General features: G+C 69.6%; 17 protein-coding genes. 9 read left to right on the top strand and 8 right to left on the bottom strand.

What is annotated here, in order from left to right:
• Nucleotides 1-83: 83 nt before the first annotated feature.
• The 6 genes from LY12_RS09505 to LY12_RS09480 form a co-directional block, all read right to left on the bottom strand.
• On the bottom strand, nt 84-1694 hold the full coding sequence (locus tag LY12_RS09505; protein WP_253855196.1) for a monocarboxylic acid transporter: 1611 nt from the start codon (nt 1692-1694) through the stop codon (nt 84-86).
• Nucleotides 1691-2032, bottom strand: coding sequence for a DUF485 domain-containing protein (locus LY12_RS09500; RefSeq protein WP_253855195.1), 342 nt, complete (start codon nt 2030-2032; stop codon nt 1691-1693). The genes LY12_RS09505 and LY12_RS09500 overlap by 4 nt, the downstream gene beginning before the upstream one ends.
• Before the next feature lie 94 nt (nt 2033-2126).
• A complete protein-coding gene (locus tag LY12_RS09495) occupies nt 2127-3911 on the bottom strand; it encodes a sodium/solute symporter (RefSeq protein ID WP_253855194.1) in 1785 nt (594 codons plus the stop codon).
• Nucleotides 3908-4345, bottom strand: a complete 438-nt coding sequence (locus LY12_RS09490) for a hypothetical protein (protein ID WP_253855193.1) — start codon at nt 4343-4345, stop codon at nt 3908-3910. Before LY12_RS09490 ends, LY12_RS09495 begins: the two co-directional genes overlap by 4 nt.
• Nucleotides 4342-5157 carry a LytR/AlgR family response regulator transcription factor gene (locus LY12_RS09485; protein ID WP_253855191.1) on the bottom strand — a complete coding sequence of 272 codons (816 nt, stop codon included), beginning with the start codon at nt 5155-5157 and terminating at the stop codon, nt 4342-4344. Before LY12_RS09485 ends, LY12_RS09490 begins: the two co-directional genes overlap by 4 nt.
• The gene (locus tag LY12_RS09480) at nt 5154-6236 is read right to left on the bottom strand and encodes a sensor histidine kinase (RefSeq protein ID WP_253855189.1); all 1083 of its coding nucleotides are present in this window, start codon (nt 6234-6236) and stop codon (nt 5154-5156) included. The genes LY12_RS09485 and LY12_RS09480 overlap by 4 nt, the downstream gene beginning before the upstream one ends.
• Nucleotides 6237-6593: 357 nt before the next feature.
• On the opposite strand from LY12_RS09480, the gene LY12_RS09475 reads away from it, so the two are divergent.
• From LY12_RS09475 to LY12_RS09445, 7 genes are all read left to right on the top strand, one after another.
• Nucleotides 6594-7055, top strand: coding sequence for a DUF3040 domain-containing protein (locus LY12_RS09475; RefSeq protein WP_253855187.1), 462 nt, complete (start codon nt 6594-6596; stop codon nt 7053-7055).
• Nucleotides 7056-7278: 223 nt separating this feature from the next.
• A complete protein-coding gene (gene tig, locus LY12_RS09470) occupies nt 7279-8694 on the top strand; it encodes a trigger factor (RefSeq protein ID WP_253855185.1) in 1416 nt (471 codons plus the stop codon).
• Nucleotides 8695-8802: 108 nt separating this feature from the next.
• The gene (locus LY12_RS09465) at nt 8803-9414 is read left to right on the top strand and encodes a ClpP family protease (RefSeq protein WP_308292091.1); all 612 of its coding nucleotides are present in this window, start codon (nt 8803-8805) and stop codon (nt 9412-9414) included.
• Between the two features lie 25 nt (nt 9415-9439).
• A complete protein-coding gene (locus tag LY12_RS09460) occupies nt 9440-10069 on the top strand; it encodes an ATP-dependent Clp protease proteolytic subunit (protein WP_253855183.1) in 630 nt (209 codons plus the stop codon).
• Between the two features lie 244 nt (nt 10070-10313).
• On the top strand, nt 10314-11609 hold the full coding sequence (gene clpX, locus LY12_RS09455; RefSeq protein WP_253855181.1) for an ATP-dependent Clp protease ATP-binding subunit ClpX: 1296 nt from the start codon (nt 10314-10316) through the stop codon (nt 11607-11609).
• A gap of 80 nt (nt 11610-11689) precedes the next feature.
• A complete protein-coding gene (locus LY12_RS09450; protein WP_253855178.1) occupies nt 11690-11995 on the top strand; it encodes a hypothetical protein in 306 nt (101 codons plus the stop codon).
• 98 nt (nt 11996-12093) lie between these two features.
• A complete protein-coding gene (locus LY12_RS09445; RefSeq protein ID WP_253855176.1) occupies nt 12094-13032 on the top strand; it encodes an anti-sigma factor RsbA family regulatory protein in 939 nt (312 codons plus the stop codon).
• Between the two features lie 4 nt (nt 13033-13036).
• Here LY12_RS09445 and LY12_RS09440 read toward each other — a convergent pair whose 3' ends face one another.
• Both LY12_RS09440 and fdhD read right to left on the bottom strand, forming a co-directional pair.
• Nucleotides 13037-13903: an alpha/beta hydrolase gene (locus LY12_RS09440; RefSeq protein ID WP_253855175.1), complete on the bottom strand. Its 867-nt coding sequence runs from the start codon at nt 13901-13903 to the stop codon at nt 13037-13039.
• Nucleotides 13890-14717: a formate dehydrogenase accessory sulfurtransferase FdhD gene (gene fdhD / locus LY12_RS09435; protein WP_253855173.1), complete on the bottom strand. Its 828-nt coding sequence runs from the start codon at nt 14715-14717 to the stop codon at nt 13890-13892. Before fdhD ends, LY12_RS09440 begins: the two co-directional genes overlap by 14 nt.
• Nucleotides 14718-14825: 108 nt before the next feature.
• Between fdhD and LY12_RS09430 the strand changes: the two genes are divergently transcribed.
• Nucleotides 14826-16193 (top strand): OFA family MFS transporter, encoded by a 1368-nt coding sequence (locus LY12_RS09430; protein ID WP_253855171.1) that lies wholly within the window; start codon nt 14826-14828, stop codon nt 16191-16193.
• A 115-nt stretch (nt 16194-16308) separates the two neighbouring features.
• Nucleotides 16309-16470, top strand: a complete 162-nt coding sequence (locus LY12_RS09425) for an MFS transporter small subunit (protein WP_253857453.1) — start codon at nt 16309-16311, stop codon at nt 16468-16470.
• Nucleotides 16471-16572 lie beyond the last annotated feature (102 nt).

Here is a 16572-nt window from a genome sequence, read left to right as displayed (position 1 = left end):
GCCCCGAGTATGGACCAGTCCACGCGAAGGGCCGCCCGGTGCAAACGCGCCGGGCGGCCCCTCCTGCGGTGCGGGCCAGCCCGCTAGTGCACAGTCGCCTTTTCGGCGCCGGCACCGGTGAGCGAGCGGACCTCCATCTCCTTGTGCTTCTCCTCGAGGTGTTCCTTCGAGGTGAGCGTGCCGATGACGCCGAGCAGGAACGACACCGGAATCGACACCAGGCCCGGGTTCGACAGCGGGAACCACGCGAAGTCCGCACCCGGGATCATCGCGCTGTCGCTGCCCGAGACGGCCGGCGAGAACACGATCAGCACGAGTGTGGTCGTCAGACCACCGTAGATCGACCACAACGCGCCGCGGGTGTTGAACCGCTTCCAGAACAGCGAGTAGAGGATCGTCGGCAGGTTCGCCGACGCCGCGACCGCGAACGCGAGCGCCACGAGGAACGCGACGTTCTGTTCCTTCGCGAGGATGCCGCCGATGATCGCGACCGCGCCGATGACGCACGCGGTGATGCGGGCGACCTTCACCTCGGTGGTCTTGCTGTCGACGTTGCCCTTCTTGATCACGTTGGCGTAGACGTCGTGCGCGAACGACGCGGACGCCGTGATCGTCAGGCCCGCCACGACCGCGAGGATCGTCGCGAACGCCACGGCCGCGATGAAGCCGAGCAGCACCGGCCCGCCGAGTTCGAGTGCCAGCAGCGGGGCTGCCGCGTTCTCGCCACCCGGTGCGTTGTTGATCGTCTCGGTGCCGACCAGAGCTGCGGCGCCGTAGCCCAGCACGAGCGTGAACAGGTAGAACAGGCCGATCCACGAGATCGCCCACACGACGCTGCGCCGCGCCTCCTTCGACGTCGGCACCGTGTAGAAGCGCATCAGCACGTGCGGCAGACCCGCCGTACCGAGGACCAGTGCGATACCGAGCGACAGGAAGTCGAGCTGTGTCGTCCCGCTCTCGCCGTACTTCTCACCCGGGTTCAGCAGTGCATCGCCGCCGCCCGCGGCCTGCGACGCCGAGCCGAGCAGCTCCGACAGGTTCAGGCCGTACTTTCCGAGCACCCACACGGTCATCACGGCCGTACCGGCGATCAGCAGGCCCGCCTTGATGATCTGCACCCAGGTCGTGCCTTTCATGCCGCCGACCAGCACGTAGATGATCATGACGATGCCGACGACCGCGATCACAATGCTCTGCCCGAGGTCGCCCTCGACACCGAGCAGCAGCGACACCAGGCCGCCCGCACCGGCCATCTGCGCCAGCAGGTAGAAGAACGACACGGCCAGCGTCGACGTGGCGGCGGCCGCGCGCACCGGACGCTGCCGCATCCGGAAGGCCAGCACGTCGCCCATCGTGAACTTGCCCGTGTTGCGCAGCAGTTCCGCGACGAGCAGCAGCGCCACCAGCCAGGCGACGAGGAAGCCGATCGAATACAGGAAGCCGTCGTAGCCGTAGACGGCGATGGCGCCCGCGATGCCGAGGAACGACGCGGCCGACAGGTAGTCACCGGCGATCGCGGTGCCGTTCTGCGGTCCGGAGAACGACCGGCCCGCCGCGTAGTAGTCGGACGCGGTCTTCGTGTTCCGCGACGCGCGGAAGACGATCACCAGTGTGATGATCACGAAGAGGGTGAAGATGCCGATGTTGACCAGCGGGTTACCGCCCTCGACGCTGCCCTGAGCGAGTGTGCTCACTGCTTGTCACCACCTTCGACCTCGTCCCGGACACTCTCGGCGATCGGGTCCAGCTTGCGGTTGGCGTAACGCACGTAGAGCCCGGTGATCACGAACGTCGACACGAACTGCAGCAGGCCGAGGATCAGGCCGAGGTTGATGTTGCCCACGACCTTGATCGACATGAAGTCGTGCGCGTAGTCGGCCAGCAGTACGTAGGTCAGGTACCAGACCAGGAACAGCGCGGTCATGGGGAAGACGAAGTTCCGCAGCCGTTTGCGCAGCCGCTGGAAATCCTCGCTCGCGTGGACTCGCGCCCACGTTTCCGCCTCAGGTGGCTGAGGCTCGGTGGAATTCACGGTGACCTCCTTGTCACGGTGCACGCCTCGGAAAAGGCACGGGGAGTGTGCTGTGCGCGACACCGTAAGCGCGGGTCGGATCCGGGTGAACCGGTCAGCGGCCCAACCGGCGTGTGATGCGACGAACGGCCGACGAGCGGCGTGCGGGCCACGACGAGTGGCCCAGGTCACGCGCGGCGCCGTCGTGCTGAGTGCGGGAGACGAACGGCGAGAGACGGTGTTCGTGCAGGTGCAGTCGCAGCATCGCGGCGGTCGCCCACGGCGCCGGCCTGCCCAGCCGTGACACGACGATCATGGTGAGGAACGCCAGCGGAACGGTCCACGGTGCCGGTTGGGCGACCAGGATCGCCACCCAGCCGTGCAGCTCGGGCCCGCCGACGTTGACCAGGAACGAGCCGAGCGTCGATGCCAGGCCCGCGGCGACGCCCGTGATCGCCCCTGCCGCCGTGAGGCGCCGCCACCAGATGCCGAGCACCAGCAGTGGACAGAACGTCGACGCCGCGACCGTGAATCCCCAGGTGACGAGTGTGCCGGCGTCGAAGGCCGCTGCGGGCAGCGCGAGCAGCACGATCACCGCCGCCGCGCCGACGACCGCCAGGCGCAGCTGCCGCAACCCGCCGGGCACGAGGTCGTGGGAGATCGCCCCCGACACCACGAGCAGCAGTCCGAGTGACGTGGCCAGGAACGCCGCGAACGCGCCCGCGGTGAGCAGCCCGGTGAACACCGTGCCCGCGGTGCCGTCATCGACCTGGGCTGGCAGGGCGACGACGGCACTGTCGGTGGCGCCGGTCAGGTACAGGTGCGGCACGAGTACGCGGCCGAGCACGCCGTAGATGCCGGGGAACAGGTAGAACACGCTCAGCAGGGCGACGGTGAACGCGGCCGTACGGCGGGCCGCACGGCCGTCGGGGCTGGTGTGGAACCGCATGATCACGTGCGGAAGGCCCATCGTGCCGAGCATCGTCGCGATCAGCACGGCCCACGTGCCCAGCAGCGGATACCCCTCGTTGTCGAAATCGAGCAGCGGCCGTTCCCAGCCGTCGGCGCCTGGCACGGCTTCACCGCGCACCTCGGGCACGGGGGTGCCGTCGGCGAAGGTGACGGTCGTTCCCGGCGGTACCTCCCACGCGCCGGGCTCCAGCGTCCGCGGGCCGTCCTCGCGGTCGACGACCGTTGCGCCGGGAGGGACGTCCAGCGTCGCGCCGACGCGGAAGGTGACCGTCGTGTCGTCGCGGAAGTGGGTGAACTCGGCCGGTTGGGTCGCCTCGGTGCGCACCTCCGGTCCCGCCTGGATGAGCAGCCACATCGCGGGCACGATGAACATCATCAGTTTGAACACGAACTGGAACGCCTGGACGTAGGTCGCCGCCCGCATGCCGCCGAGCGCGAGCGTGGCGCTGACGACACCGCCCGCGAGGACCACACCCACCCAGTAGGGCGTCTCGGTGACGACACTGAGCACGAGCCCGGCCGTGCGGAACTGCGGCACCAGGTACAGCACGCCGATCACGAGGACGACCACCGCGGCGAGGCGGCGCAGCGCGGCGGAGCCGAGGCGCGCCTCGGCGAAGTCCGGCACGGTGAGGGCTCCCGAGCGGCGCATCGGGGCGGCCACCAGTGCGAGCATCGCGATGTAGCCGGCGGTGAAGCCGACCGGGTACCAGAGCGAGCCGATGCCGTCCTTGACGACCAGGCCCGCGACACCGAGGAACGAGGCCGCGGACAGGTACTCGCCGGACACGGCTGCGGAGTTCAGCAACGGCGACACGCGGCGGGAGGCGACGAGGAAGTCCGACGTGGTGCGCATCGCTGCGACACCCCGCAGTCCGATGAGCATCGTCACCAGCACGACCGGCGCGACCGCGAGGGCGACGATCATGAAGCGCCCTCTCCGGGGGTCTTCCCGGCACCGGCAGCCGGGCCGCCGCTGCCGTCGTCATCGGCGTCCGCCGTCGCCTCCGGGGCCAGCAGGTCGCGTTCGGTCCGCTCGGCGCGGCGCAACTGCCAGAACGCCACGGCGACCATCGCGGGGAACGGCACCAGCACGATCGCGGCCCACGACACCGGTACACCCGCCACGCGCACCTCGTCCAGCGCGGGCCACAGCCACAGCAGGAACGGCAGTCCGAAGACCAGCGCCCCGAGCGCCGCGAGCGCGGCCACCGCACGGCTGCGGCCTGCCCGGTACAGCGCGATCGCCCGCGGCATCTCCGCCGGATCGAGCGTCGTCGGCCGCCACGGCCCGCGGTAACGCCTGCGGGCGTGCGCGAGCCGGGTCTGCGGACTGGTGACGGCGACACGGCGACCGGTCATGTCGGCCGTTCGAACTCGCCCTGCTGCGCGGCTTTCAGCAGCCGTTCCCGCAGCTGCCGCGCATGCCGCCTGCTGACCGGCACATCGCCCAGATCGGTGTGGGCCAGTACCCCACCGACCGAATCGCTCCGCAGTTCCCGCACCGCCGACAGCGCGACGAGGAACCCGCGGTGGGTCCGGACGAACCCGGCGCCCTCCCAGTACTCCTCCAACCGCGAGATCGGCATGCGCACCAGGTGTACGCCCGACGGCGCGTGCAGCCGGACGTAGTCGCCGTGTGCCTCGGCGAAGCGCACCTCGCTGCGCTGCACGTACCGGGTCCTGCCGCCGACCTCGACCGGCAGCGCGGCCATCGCGTCCGGCACCGGTGCGTCCGCCGCCTGCCGTGCGGGGTGCTCGTCGGCTCCCGCCATCCTGGCGACCCGGCCGAGCGCATCGGCGAGCCGTTCCGCGCGCACCGGCTTGAGCAGGTAGTCGATCGCGCCGATGCCGAACGCCGCGATCGCGTGCTCGTCGTAGGCCGTCACGAAGACGATCACGGGCGGCGTGGCGAGCTTACGCAGCAGCTCACCCAGTTCCAGTCCGTCGAGCCCCGGCATCGCGATGTCGAGGAACACGGCGTCGTACTCGCCGCCCCGGATGGAGCGCAGCGCGTCGAGCGGATCGGCGGCCGCGGTCACCGACGCGACCTCGGGAGCCTCCCGTAGCAGGCTGCAGAGGTCGTCGAGCGCGGCCGGCACGTCGTCGACGGCCAGCACGCGAAGCCCGGGCGCCGAGGTGGGCACCGGCTGGGGGTTCTCCTGGACCGTCACGGCACGACCCCCGGCTGGAACCGCGGCACCCGCACCACGACGCGGGTTCCCTCGCCCTCGGCGGTCTCCACCACGAGCCCGAACCACGGCCCGTACACGTTGCGCAGTCTCCGGTCCACGTTGGCCAGTCCCATGCCTCCGGTATCCCGTGTGTCGGTGCCGCCGGCCGCCAGCAGGCGCTCGGCGTCACGGGGGTCCATGCCGGCGCCGTCGTCCTCGACGGTGATGACGCAGTCCGATCCTTCCGCCTCGCCCAGCACCTGCACGGCCCCACCCCCGGTGCGGCGTTCGATGCCGTGACGTACGGCGTTCTCCACGAGTGGCTGCAGCACGAGGTAGGGGATCGCGACGGCGAGGACCTCGGGTGCGACGCGGACCTGCACCTTCAGCCGGTCGCCGAGGACAGCACGCTGCAACGCCAGGTAGGTCTCGATCGCGTGAAACTCGTCCGCCACGGTCGTGTACTCACCGTGTCCGGCCAGGCTGTAGCGGATGTAGTCGGCGAAATCGAGCAGCAGTTCGCGGGAACGCGCCGGATCGGGGCGCACCAACCCGGCCACGACGGTGAGCGCGTTGTAGACGAAGTGCGGTGAGATCTCGGCCCGCAACGCCCTGAGCTCGGCCTCGGCCGCTTCCTCCGCGGACGCCTCCAGCCTGCCGCGCTCCAACGCGGCCACCAGCACACCGCTCACCTCGCGCAGCGCCGACATCCGCGTGGTGCCCGCGACCACCAGCACCCCGGCCAGTTCGTCGTGCACGACGAGCGGCTCGGCCACGACCTCGGCCCGGCGGCGCCGATGTTCGCTGTGCAGGACGTCGTCGACGAGCGCCGCGAGGTCGACGTCACGGGGGAGTGCGCCCGCGACGGTGAGTTCCCCGGACAGGTCCGCCAGCGCCACGCCGTCGGAGGCGAGGAGCCGCCGGATGCCGCGGGCCGCGGAACGCACCCGCGGCCCGCTCAGTCCGTCGACCAGGTCGTCGGCGACGTGCCGTGCCGTCCGGAGGATCGCCGCGGGATCGCGCAGCCTGCGCGGCCAGGCGAGCCCGCCGACGGGCTCGTGCTGCGCGGGCACGGACATGCGAACTCCCGGTAGCGCCGACGACTGTGTCCTACGTGGCGTGCTGCGTGCTGTGTCCTACGTCGTACTGCGTCCTACGTCCTGGGCGGCTCACCGATGTGGATCACCGACAGCGTGGATCTACTGTGAATCTAGCGGCCCGGCGTGGCGAGCGTGAAGGCCCGTGCACCTGGCTGCCCTGCCCGGCGACTGCGTCGGCAGCGGCACGGGTGAGCGGCCGCATCCGTCGCGGCTCCCTGCCCGATGTGGCTGTCGGGCAGGGAGCGGACACCCGGGTGGGACCGGGATCGAAATCGATATCGATTGGGACTGTCCGTAGCGGTCGTGCTGATCCATAATCGGAGGTGGTGATGCCGTATGGGCCTGCGTGACGAGGAACGGCGACAACTCGCCGAGATCGAACGCCGCCTGGGCGAGGACGACCCACGTCTGGCCCAGCGCCTGGCCACCCTGCGGCCCGGCACCTCCCGGACGCTGTGGATCGTCGCGGGCCTCATCGCTCTCTTCATCGTCGGCGGCGTCGTGATCGCCCTCGGTGCCGGTGCGGGCGCGCCCGTGGTGGTGGCGCTCGGAGTGATCATCGCCGCCGGGGTGCCGACAGCCGTCATCTGGCGGGTGTGGCTGCGCAAACTCGGCACCGGTGGTGGGGACGCGACCGACGACGGCTCCGTGCGGGGCGGCACGTCCGGCGGGCGCTCGGCCAAGGGCAACGGCGGCGGCTCGGGAAACGGCAAGGACTCGGGCGACGGCCGCGGGTTCGGCAACCGCAAGGGCGGCACCGGTGACGGGCCGGACGCGGGCCCCGGCTCCACCGACTGACGGCCTGTCGCGCGCCGGTCCGCGTACGGTCCGTGAGGGGCGGCCCCGCCTCCGGAGGTCCGCTGACCTAGACTCGGACATCGGTTCCCCCATCGTCACCTGCGGTGCCCGTGGGTGGGCCCGTGAACCATACGCACGCCGCCGCGCTCACGGGCGCGGACCCGCGCGTGCGACATGAGTCCGAAATACCGACCGATACCACTGTCCCGGCTAGGAGAAAACGTTGAAGAGCACCGTCGAGCAGCTGAGCCCGACGCGCGTGAAGATCAATGTCGAGGTGCCGTTCGACGAGCTCAAACCGAACTTCGACCGCGCCTACAGCAAGATCGCTCAGCAGGTCCGGATCCCCGGCTTCCGCCCCGGCAAGGCACCGGCCCCCGTCCTCGAGAGCAGGATCGGCCGCGCCCCCGTGCTCGACGAGGTCGTCAACGAGGCCATTCCGGCCAAGTACATGGAGGCCGTGCAGACCGGTGACGTCCGCACGCTCGGCCAGCCCGAGTTCGAGGTCACGAAGCTCGAGGACAAGAACGTCCTGGAGTTCACCGCCGAGGTCGACGTCCGTCCCGAGATCACGATCCCGGATCTGGACGACCTGTCGGTGACGGTGGCCGACGTGGAGGTCACCGACGACGAGGTCGGTGAGGAGCTCGACAACCTTCGCGCCCGGTTCGGCACGCTGACCGGTGTCGACCGGCCCGCCGCCAACGGCGACTTCACGTCGATCGACCTGTCCGCGACCGTCGACGGCCAGGAGGTCTCGGAGGCCTCGACGTCCGGCCTGTCGTACGAGATCGGTTCGGGGCAGCTCATCGACGGCATCGACGACGCGTTGGTCGGTCTGTCCGAGGGCGAGTCGGCCACGTTCACCACGAACCTCCTCGCCGGTGAGTACGCGGGCAAGGAAGCCGAGGTCACGGTCACGCTCGGCAGCGTCAAGGTGCGGGAGCTGCCCGAGGCCGACGACGAGTTCGCCCAGCTGGCCAGCGAGTTCGACACGATCGACGAGCTGAAGGCCGACCTGCGCGAGCGTCTCGGCCGTTCCAAGCGCATGCAGCAGGGCGTCGAGGCGCGTGACAAGGTCCTCGAGCAGCTGCTCGAGCGGGTCGACGTGCCGGTGCCGGAGAAGGTGCTGCAGGGCGAGATCGACAACGCCAAGCACGAGGCGATCCACCAGTACGACCACGACGAGGAGGCCTACAAGAAGGCCCTCGAGGCTCAGGGCGGCGACCCTGAGGAGTGGGAGAACGAGGTTCGCACCGAGGCCGAGAAGTCCGTGCGCACGCAGCTGCTCCTCGACACGCTCGCCGACGAGAAGGACGTCCAGGTCGGCGACCAGGAGCTGACCGAGCGGATCATCTACCAGGCCCAGCGTTTCGGCGTCAGCCCGGACGAGTACATCCAGCGTGCCCAGCAGTCGGGCCAGCTGGGTGCGATCTTCGCCGACGTCCGCCGTGGCAAGGCGCTGGCCGCCGTCGTGCGCGGCGCCTCGGTGACCGACGAGTCGGGCGAGGCGCTCGACCTGACCGAGCTGTTCGGTGAGGAAGAGGGCGAAGCCGAGGCCGACGACGCGGCGACCGGTGCGGACGACGCACAGGAGGACACCGAGGCCGAGGAGAAGGACACGTCCTCGGACAAGTGATTTCCCTTCATGCTCTGAGCGAACTCGGGCGGTGTCAGGACTTCTGCGCCGCCCGAGTTCGTTAGGGTCGGTTGCAAGATCTGAGACTTCGAAAAAAGGCAGGCAGACGTGACGCAGCACATGCCCGAGGGGCGCACCAGCACCGCGGGGCTGAACCTGACCGACTCGATGTACGAGCGGCTGCTCCAGGAACGCATCGTGGTGCTGGGCTCCGAGGTCAACGACGATGTCGCCAACCGCATCACGGCGCAGCTGTTGCTGTTGTCGGCGGAGGACCCGCAGTCCGACATCCGCTTCTACATCAACTCGCCGGGCGGTTCGGTCACGGCCGGTTTCGCCATCTACGACACGATGCAGCTCATCGAGCCGGACGTGGCGACCTACGCGATGGGCATGGCGGCTTCGATGGGCCAGTTCCTCCTGTCGTCCGGCACGCCGGGCAAGCGCTACGCGCTGGAGCACGCGCGCATCCTCATGCACCAGCCGTCGGCCGGTGTCGGCGGCACGGCGTCGGACATCGCCATTCAGGCAGAGGTCTTCGGTAAGTGGAAGCAGGAGCTGGCGCGTATCACGGCCGACCAGACCGGCCAGACGGTCGAGCAGGTCCTGGCCGACGGCGACCGCGACCGCTGGTTCACCGCGCAGGAAGCTCTGGACTACGGCTTCGTCGATCAGGTGCTGACGCGGGAGAACCCCGCGCCGGGCTCGAACTCGAACTGACCGGGACCCGAGAAGGAGACCACCGATGAGCAACTTCCAGCTTCCTCAGTCCCGGTACGTGATGCCCTCCTACGTGGAGCGCACCAGTTACGGGATCAAGGAGTCGAACCCGTACAACAAGCTCTACGAAGAGCGCCAGATCATGCTCGGCGTGCAGGTGGACGACGCGTCGGCCAACGACGTGATGGCCCAGCTCCTGCACCTCGAGCACGAGGACCCGGACCGCGACATCACGATCTACATCAACTCGCCCGGTGGTTCGTTCACCGCGCTGATGGCGATCTACGACACGATGCAGTTCGTGCGGCCCGACATTCAGACCGTCGTGCTCGGCCAGGCGGCGTCGGCCGCCGCAGTGCTGCTCGCGGCCGGTAGCAAGGGCAAGCGCATGGCCCTGCCGAACGCCCGCGTGCTGATCCACCAGCCCGCCACGGAGGGCACCTACGGTCAGGTGTCCGACCTGGAGATCCAGGCCGCCGAGATCCAGCGGATCCGCCGGCTCATGGAGACGACGCTGGCCCAGCACACGGACAAGACCGAAGAAGAGGTCCGCAGGGACGTCGAGCGTGACAAGATCCTGACGGCCGAGGAGGCCAAGGAGTACGGGATCATCGACGAGGTGCTGCCGTACCGCAAGGGCACCGGCTCGAACTGATCAGGCCCGCCGCTGGGCGGGAGCGTGTCGTCACCCGACAGGTTCCCGTCCGGCGGGCTATGGTGTCGGGAAGGCCGTCGAGTGCTCCCCGCGTGAGAGTGGGGTGATCCGGCGGTCTCCCATCGGTCCCGCCCGGCGGGTACCGTCAAGAGACAGCGCGTGGCGCCTGTTCACTGTGTCCACCAGGCGGCACGGAGACGAGTCAGGTGCGCCTGACGCACCGGAGGGGACGAGGTCAGCGGCCATGGCACGCATCGGCGAGGGCGGAGACCTGCTCAAGTGCTCGTTCTGTGGGAAGAGCCAAAAACAGGTGAAGAAGCTCATCGCCGGACCAGGCGTCTACATCTGCGATGAGTGCATCGATCTCTGCAACGAGATCATCGAAGAGGAACTGGCCGAGGCCGGCGACGTCAAGCTCGACGAACTGCCGAAACCCGCCGAGATCCACGACTTCCTCGAGCAGTACATCATCGGCCAGGACGAGGCGAAGCGTTCACTCGCCGTCGCGGTGTACAACCACTACAAGCGCATCCAGTCGCAGGGCTCCGCGGGCCCGAAGGACTCGAAGGACGAGCCGGTCGAGCTCGCCAAGTCGAACATCCTGATGCTCGGCCCGACGGGCTGCGGCAAGACCTATCTCGCGCAGACGCTCGCGAAGATGCTCAACGTGCCGTTCGCGATCGCCGACGCCACGGCGCTCACCGAGGCCGGCTACGTCGGCGAGGACGTCGAGAACATCCTCCTCAAGCTGATCCAGGCCGCCGACTACGACGTCAAGCGCGCCGAGACCGGCATCATCTACATCGACGAGGTCGACAAGATCGCGCGCAAGTCCGAGAACCCGTCGATCACCCGGGACGTCTCGGGCGAGGGCGTCCAGCAGGCGCTGCTGAAGATCCTCGAAGGCACCACGGCGGCAGTGCCCCCGCAGGGTGGGCGCAAGCATCCGCACCAGGAGTTCATCCAGATCGACACGACGAACGTGCTGTTCATCGTGGCCGGTGCGTTCGCGGGTCTGGAGCAGATCGTCAACGAGCGCGTCGGCAAGCGCGGCCTCGGTTTCGGTGCGGAGATCCGCACGAAGCAGGAGATCGAGCAGAGCGACGTGTTCAGCGAGACGATGCCGGAAGACCTGATCAAGTTCGGGCTGATCCCCGAATTCATCGGCCGTGTTCCGGTCATGGCCAGTGTGACGAACCTGGACAAGGCTGCGCTCGTGCAGATCCTCACGGAGCCGCGGAACGCGCTCACGAAGCAGTACACGAAGCTGTTCGAGCTGGACAACGTGGAGCTCGAGTTCACCGACACCGCCCTCGAAGCGATCGCGGACCAGGCACTGCTGCGCGGCACGGGCGCTCGCGGCCTGCGGGCGATCATGGAAGAGGTCCTGCAGCCGGTCATGTACGACATCCCGAGCCGTGAGGACGTGGCGAAGGTCGTCATCACCGAGCAGACGGTGCGCGAGAACGTGAACCCGACGATCGTGTCGCGGCAGCCGTCCCGGCGACGTAGCGGTGAGCGCGGGGAGAAGTCCGCCTGACCGGGCGGGCGCCGCTGATGAGGACGTCGCACGGCTCGCTCTCGAGGGAGCTGCCGACGCTGCAGCGGACAGCTGGGGACATGGTGAACGAATCCGACGACGTGGCGGCACGTCTGGTCGCGGCCTTGCGCCTGCGGCAGCCGCGGGTGCAGGTGGCGATCGCAGGCTGCCTGGTCGTGTTCATGGTGGTGTGCGTGGTCGCGACGATCACGCGCATGTCGGTGTGGCCGCTGCTGCCGTTGCTGGCGTTCGCCGGGGCCTCGGCCGCCGCGTGGCGGGCACGGACCGCCGCCGGCGACCGGCAAGCGTTCGCGTGGGCGACGGTCGTCGTCGGCGGGGTGGCGCTCGGGTTCTGGTTGCTCGGCATGGTCAACCGGCTCTGGTGAACGCCGGGCGACGATCCGTCCACCGGGAGGTTTCGTGAACCCGTGTCGTGGCTAACCTCTGCCGGTAGGGTGTGCCGACGCGAAGAGGACGCCACGCTGTGACCACGAGGGGCGAGTCCGTCACCGGCCAGTTTTCCCACGAGGCTTTTCTTTACCGCGACGAGGACGCGTACGTGAAGACGATTACGGCGTTCGTGGTCGACGGTGTTCACAACGACGAGCCGGTCGCGCTGGCGCTGCCCACCGACAAGCTGTCGGCGGTCGGAGAGTTCCTCGGCGACACCGCCGCCGACGTCGAGTTCGTCGACATGGCCGAAGCCGGTCGCAATCCGGCAGCGATCCTCAGCGGGGTGCTCCGCTCGTTCGCCGACGGCCACGACGGGCGGGTACGAGTCGTCGGCGAACCGATCTGGCCGGGGCGTTCGGCGGCAGAGTGCACCGCCGCCGTCGAACACGAGGCCCTCGTCAACGAGGCCTTCGCCGGCAGCGCGGCGCTGTTCCTCTGTCCCTACGACGCGTCCCGTCTGGGACGAGCCGTGCTGGACGACGTCGCGGCGACCCATCCGGAGCTGGTCGACGAGACGGGCAGACACGCCAGTGACGCCTACGCTCCGCACGCGGTGGTCGACGGCTGCAACCGGCCGCTACCCGTGCCGTCGTCCGCATCGACGTTGCGGTTCGACCTGCACACGCTCGCCGAGGCACGGCGCTTCGCCGCGGCGCACGCGGAGTGTCACGGCGTGGATGGCGGCCGGCTTCCCGACGTCGCGCTCGTCGTCGGCGAGCTCGCCGCGAACAGCGTGCAGCACGGAGGCGGATCGGGAACGCTGCGGGTGTGGCAGGACGCCGTCACCGGCGCCGTCGTGTGCCAGGTCGACGACGCGGGCAGTCACACCGACCCGTTCGCAGGACGGGTGCCTGTGCCCGCCGATCAGCTCGGCGGGCGCGGACTGTTGCTCGTGAACCGGCTCGCCGATCTCGTGCGGACATATCGCGGCGTGGGCCACACCGCCACCCGGGTGTGGTTCGACCGGTAGCCGCTCAGGTCCGGGATTCGGCCCGCTCGGGAGCGTATTCGCCGAGGAACGAGACGAGGCCGGGTACCGCCGAGGTGTAGAAGTCGCCGGTGTGGCCCCCGTCCCGGAAGACCGCGACCTCGGGGTGGGCATGCCGCACGAGCCGACGCGTCCCGGCCACGAACGGATCCGACGTGCCGCACCACACGCCGAGGGGCGTGTCCCCGAGCGAGTCCGGGTGCCGCAGCGGGTCGAGCGCCGCCCACGCCCGCCGGTCGCGGAACGCCTCGCGTTCGCTCATCTCGTCCCACTCGGTCAACAGTGCCGGTGCGATCACGCCGGTCGCGGCGAGCGGGTTCCCGCGTTCCCGGCGCCGTCGCGTGTACACGAGCGCGCCGAAGCCGCCCATCGACGTCCCGGTCGCCGCGAACGGCTGTCCGGATGCGCCGCCGAGGCCGCGGGCGGCGAGCCATACGGGCAGCTCGTCGAGCAGCATCGCCATGGGGTCGTCGCCGGGGTCGGACTCGTGCCAGTAGGCATACGGGCCGCCGTCGACCGCGACGAGACCGAACGGGGGCACCCGACCCGCTGCGACGGACTGCGCCAGGTACCGCGCCATGCCGTTCGGTGTGGCCCCGCGCGCCGTGCCGCCACGTGCATGCAGCACTGCCACCATCGGCAGCCGCTGCGCGGGGCGCTCGGGTGGCAGAATCAGCACGAGGCCGACGTACTGCCCGCGGGCCCGCGAGAACACCGACTCGGAACGAATGTCCGGGGCGGTCGCGACGACCGACCGATACGCCGCCGACGACCCCGTCAGCGCGGCGAGGCCCGCCGTGGCCAGGACCGCGGTGCCGCCCAGTACCACCGAGCGGCGGTCAGGTCTCGGCAACGCGATCGCCTCTGGTGTAGACGTTCATGCTCGTTCCTCGCAGGAAGCCGACGAGTGTCATGCCCTGTTCGGCGGCCAGCTCCACGGCCAACGAGGACGGAGCGGAGACGGCGGCCAGCAGCGGGATACCCGCCATCGCGGCCTTCTGCACCAACTCGAACGAAGCGCGTCCGGACACGAGCAGGCCGTGGTCGGCGGCAGGGATGGCTCCGTCGAGCAGTGCTTTCCCGAGGACCTTGTCGACGGCGTTGTGCCTGCCGACGTCCTCGCGCACGTGAAGCAACGTTCCGTCGGCGGTGAACAGCGCCGCGGCGTGCAGCCCACCGGTACTCGCGAAGACCTTCTGCCGCTCGCGCAGCGCGTCGGGCAGCGTGGACAGCATCTCCGGCGTGACGGGGAGATCGGCCTCGGCGGGGGAGTACCGCGTGGTGAGCGCGACCGCGTCGAGCGCAGCCTTGCCGCACACCCCGCACGACGACGTCGTGTAGAAGTTGCGCTCCACACCGGGGTCGGGGCCGGGAACGCCGGGGGAGAGGGCGACGTCGAGCACGTTGTAGGTGTTGCGGCCGTCGTCGTCGGCTCCCGCGCAGTACCGGGCGGTCATCACGTCCTCACGGTCGCCGATGACGCCTTCGGACAGCAGGAACCCGTGTGCCAGTTCGACGTCGTTGCCGGGCGTGCGCATGGTGACGGCGAGGGGCGAGCCCGCCACACGGAGTTCCAGGGGTTCCTCGGCTGCCAGCGCGTCCGGGCGCGTGCGCTCGCCGTTCGGCGTGAGCATGCGTACCGGCCTGCGTACCGTCACTCGGCCCATCGGTGCGTCCACTCCAGACGTGGTTCGGCGGTTCGGGGGTGCCGCGTCGCGGCCGGGTGGCCTACGGTGATGCGAGCACCGTGCCTCCAGAGTAGGAGAGGTGAGCGAGTGGCCCTCGGCTTTCTCGACCGTTCGCGGACCGTAGCACCGCCGGACTGGAGCCGCTGGCTCGTCCCGCCCGCGGCGCTGGCCGTGCATCTGGCGATCGGACAGGTCTATGCGTGGAGTGTGTTCAAGCCGCCCCTCGAGGGGTCCCTGGGGCTGAGTGGCACGCAGAGCGCCCTGCCGTTCCAGCTGGCCATCGTGATGCTGGGGCTGTCGGCGGCGTTCGGCGGCACCCTCGTCGAACGCAACGGGCCGCGCTGGGCGATGTTCGTGTCCATGACGTGCTTCTCGTCGGGGTTCCTGATCTCGGCGCTCGGCGTCGCCACGGAGCAGTTCTGGCTGGTCGTGCTGGGCTACGGCGTCGTCGGTGGGGTCGGTCTCGGCATCGGGTACATCTCGCCGGTGTCGACCCTGATCAAGTGGTTCCCCGACCGGCCCGGCATGGCGACCGGTATCGCGATCATGGGATTCGGCGGCGGTGCGCTGATCGCGTCGCCGTGGTCGGCCCAGATGCTGGAATGGTTCGGCACGGGCAGCGGGGGCATCGCGACGACGTTGTTCGTGCACGGCGTCGTCTACTTCGGCTTCATGGGGCTCGGGGTCGTGCTGGTGCGGGTGCCGGCGCCGGACTGGACCCCGCCGGGTGTGCCGGTGCAGCAGTCCGTTGGCCGCCCGGTGGCGGTATCGGCCAACAACGCGGTGCGCACGCCGCAGTTCTGGCTGCTGTGGCTCGTCCTCTGCCTCAACGTGACCGCGGGCATCGGCATCCTCGAGAAGGCCTCGCCGATGATCACCGAGTTCTTCAGCGGCACGTCGATGCCGGTCAGTGCGGCCGCGGCGGCCGGGTTCGTCGGACTGCTGTCGCTGACGAACATGCTCGGCCGCTTCGTGTGGTCCTCCACATCGGACATCGTGGGCCGCAAGAACATCTACCGGCTGTATCTCGGCGTCGGCGCGCTGCTGTACCTGACGATCGCGTTGACGACGAACTCCTCGACGCTGGTGTTCGTGCTGTGCGCGGCACTCATCCTGTCGTTCTACGGCGGTGGGTTCGCCACGATCCCGGCCTATCTGAAGGACCTGTTCGGCACCTACGAGGTGGGTGCGATCCACGGCAGGCTGCTCACGGCGTGGTCGACGGCGGGAGTGCTCGGCCCGCTGATCGTCAACGCCATCGCGGACAGCCAGGAGGCGGCGGGCAAGCAGGGTCCGGACCTGTACGGGATGTCCCTGCTGATCATGATGGGGCTGTTGATCGTCGGGTTCGTGGCGAACGAGTTCGTCCGCCCGGTGCATCCGCGGTTCCACGAACCGGGCGTCGGCCAGTCTGAGGGGTCCGCGGCCGGTGATCCCGCGAGGGAGGGGCGATGACCGGCTGCGGCAGCGCCGAACGGGACGGCGCTGCGCCGAACGGGACGGCGCAGGGATGAACGGGACGGCACAGTGACGAACGGGACGGCGCAGGGATGAACGGGGTGGCGCAGGGATGAGCGGACGGCACAGCGATGAGACGGACGGCGCAGCCGTGAGCCGGCCGGCAGCGGGTCGCAGGGGGCTGCTGGTGCTGGCGTGGCTGTGGGTCGGGCTGCCGTTCGCCTACGGCGCCGTCGAACTCGCGCGGAAACTGGTGCAGCTCTTCGGAGGTTGACGCGCCGTGTCCGGCCGGGTGGCGGGATTACAGCGGGCGGGTGGTTTTACGTCCGCGTTACCCGCCGCGTCTTGCGGCACTCGTTAGCGGTGCGAAAGGCTG

The organism is Prauserella alba, assembly GCF_024171735.1.
Taxonomy (GTDB): domain Bacteria; phylum Actinomycetota; class Actinomycetes; order Mycobacteriales; family Pseudonocardiaceae; genus Prauserella; species Prauserella alba.
The sequence above is the reverse complement of the archived record's forward strand: the minus strand, read 5'-3'. Positions and strand labels throughout refer to the sequence as shown.

Bases quoted from the DNA above. Each gene is read 5' to 3' on its own strand.
- LY12_RS09475 (WP_253855187.1), top strand. From the start codon at position 6,594: ATGGGCCTGCGTGACGAGGAACGGCGACAACTCGCCGAGATCGAACGC.
- fdhD (WP_253855173.1), bottom strand. From the start codon at position 14,717: ATGGGCCGAGTGACGGTACGCAGGCCGGTACGCATGCTCACGCCGAAC.
- LY12_RS09490 (WP_253855193.1), bottom strand. From the start codon at position 4,345: ATGACCGGTCGCCGTGTCGCCGTCACCAGTCCGCAGACCCGGCTCGCG.
- LY12_RS09495 (WP_253855194.1), bottom strand. From the start codon at position 3,911: ATGATCGTCGCCCTCGCGGTCGCGCCGGTCGTGCTGGTGACGATGCTC.
- LY12_RS09480 (WP_253855189.1), bottom strand. From the start codon at position 6,236: ATGTCCGTGCCCGCGCAGCACGAGCCCGTCGGCGGGCTCGCCTGGCCG.
- LY12_RS09460 (WP_253855183.1), top strand. From the start codon at position 9,440: ATGAGCAACTTCCAGCTTCCTCAGTCCCGGTACGTGATGCCCTCCTAC.
- LY12_RS09450 (WP_253855178.1), top strand. From the start codon at position 11,690: ATGGTGAACGAATCCGACGACGTGGCGGCACGTCTGGTCGCGGCCTTG.
- clpX (WP_253855181.1), top strand. From the start codon at position 10,314: ATGGCACGCATCGGCGAGGGCGGAGACCTGCTCAAGTGCTCGTTCTGT.
- LY12_RS09425 (WP_253857453.1), top strand. From the start codon at position 16,309: ATGAGCGGACGGCACAGCGATGAGACGGACGGCGCAGCCGTGAGCCGG.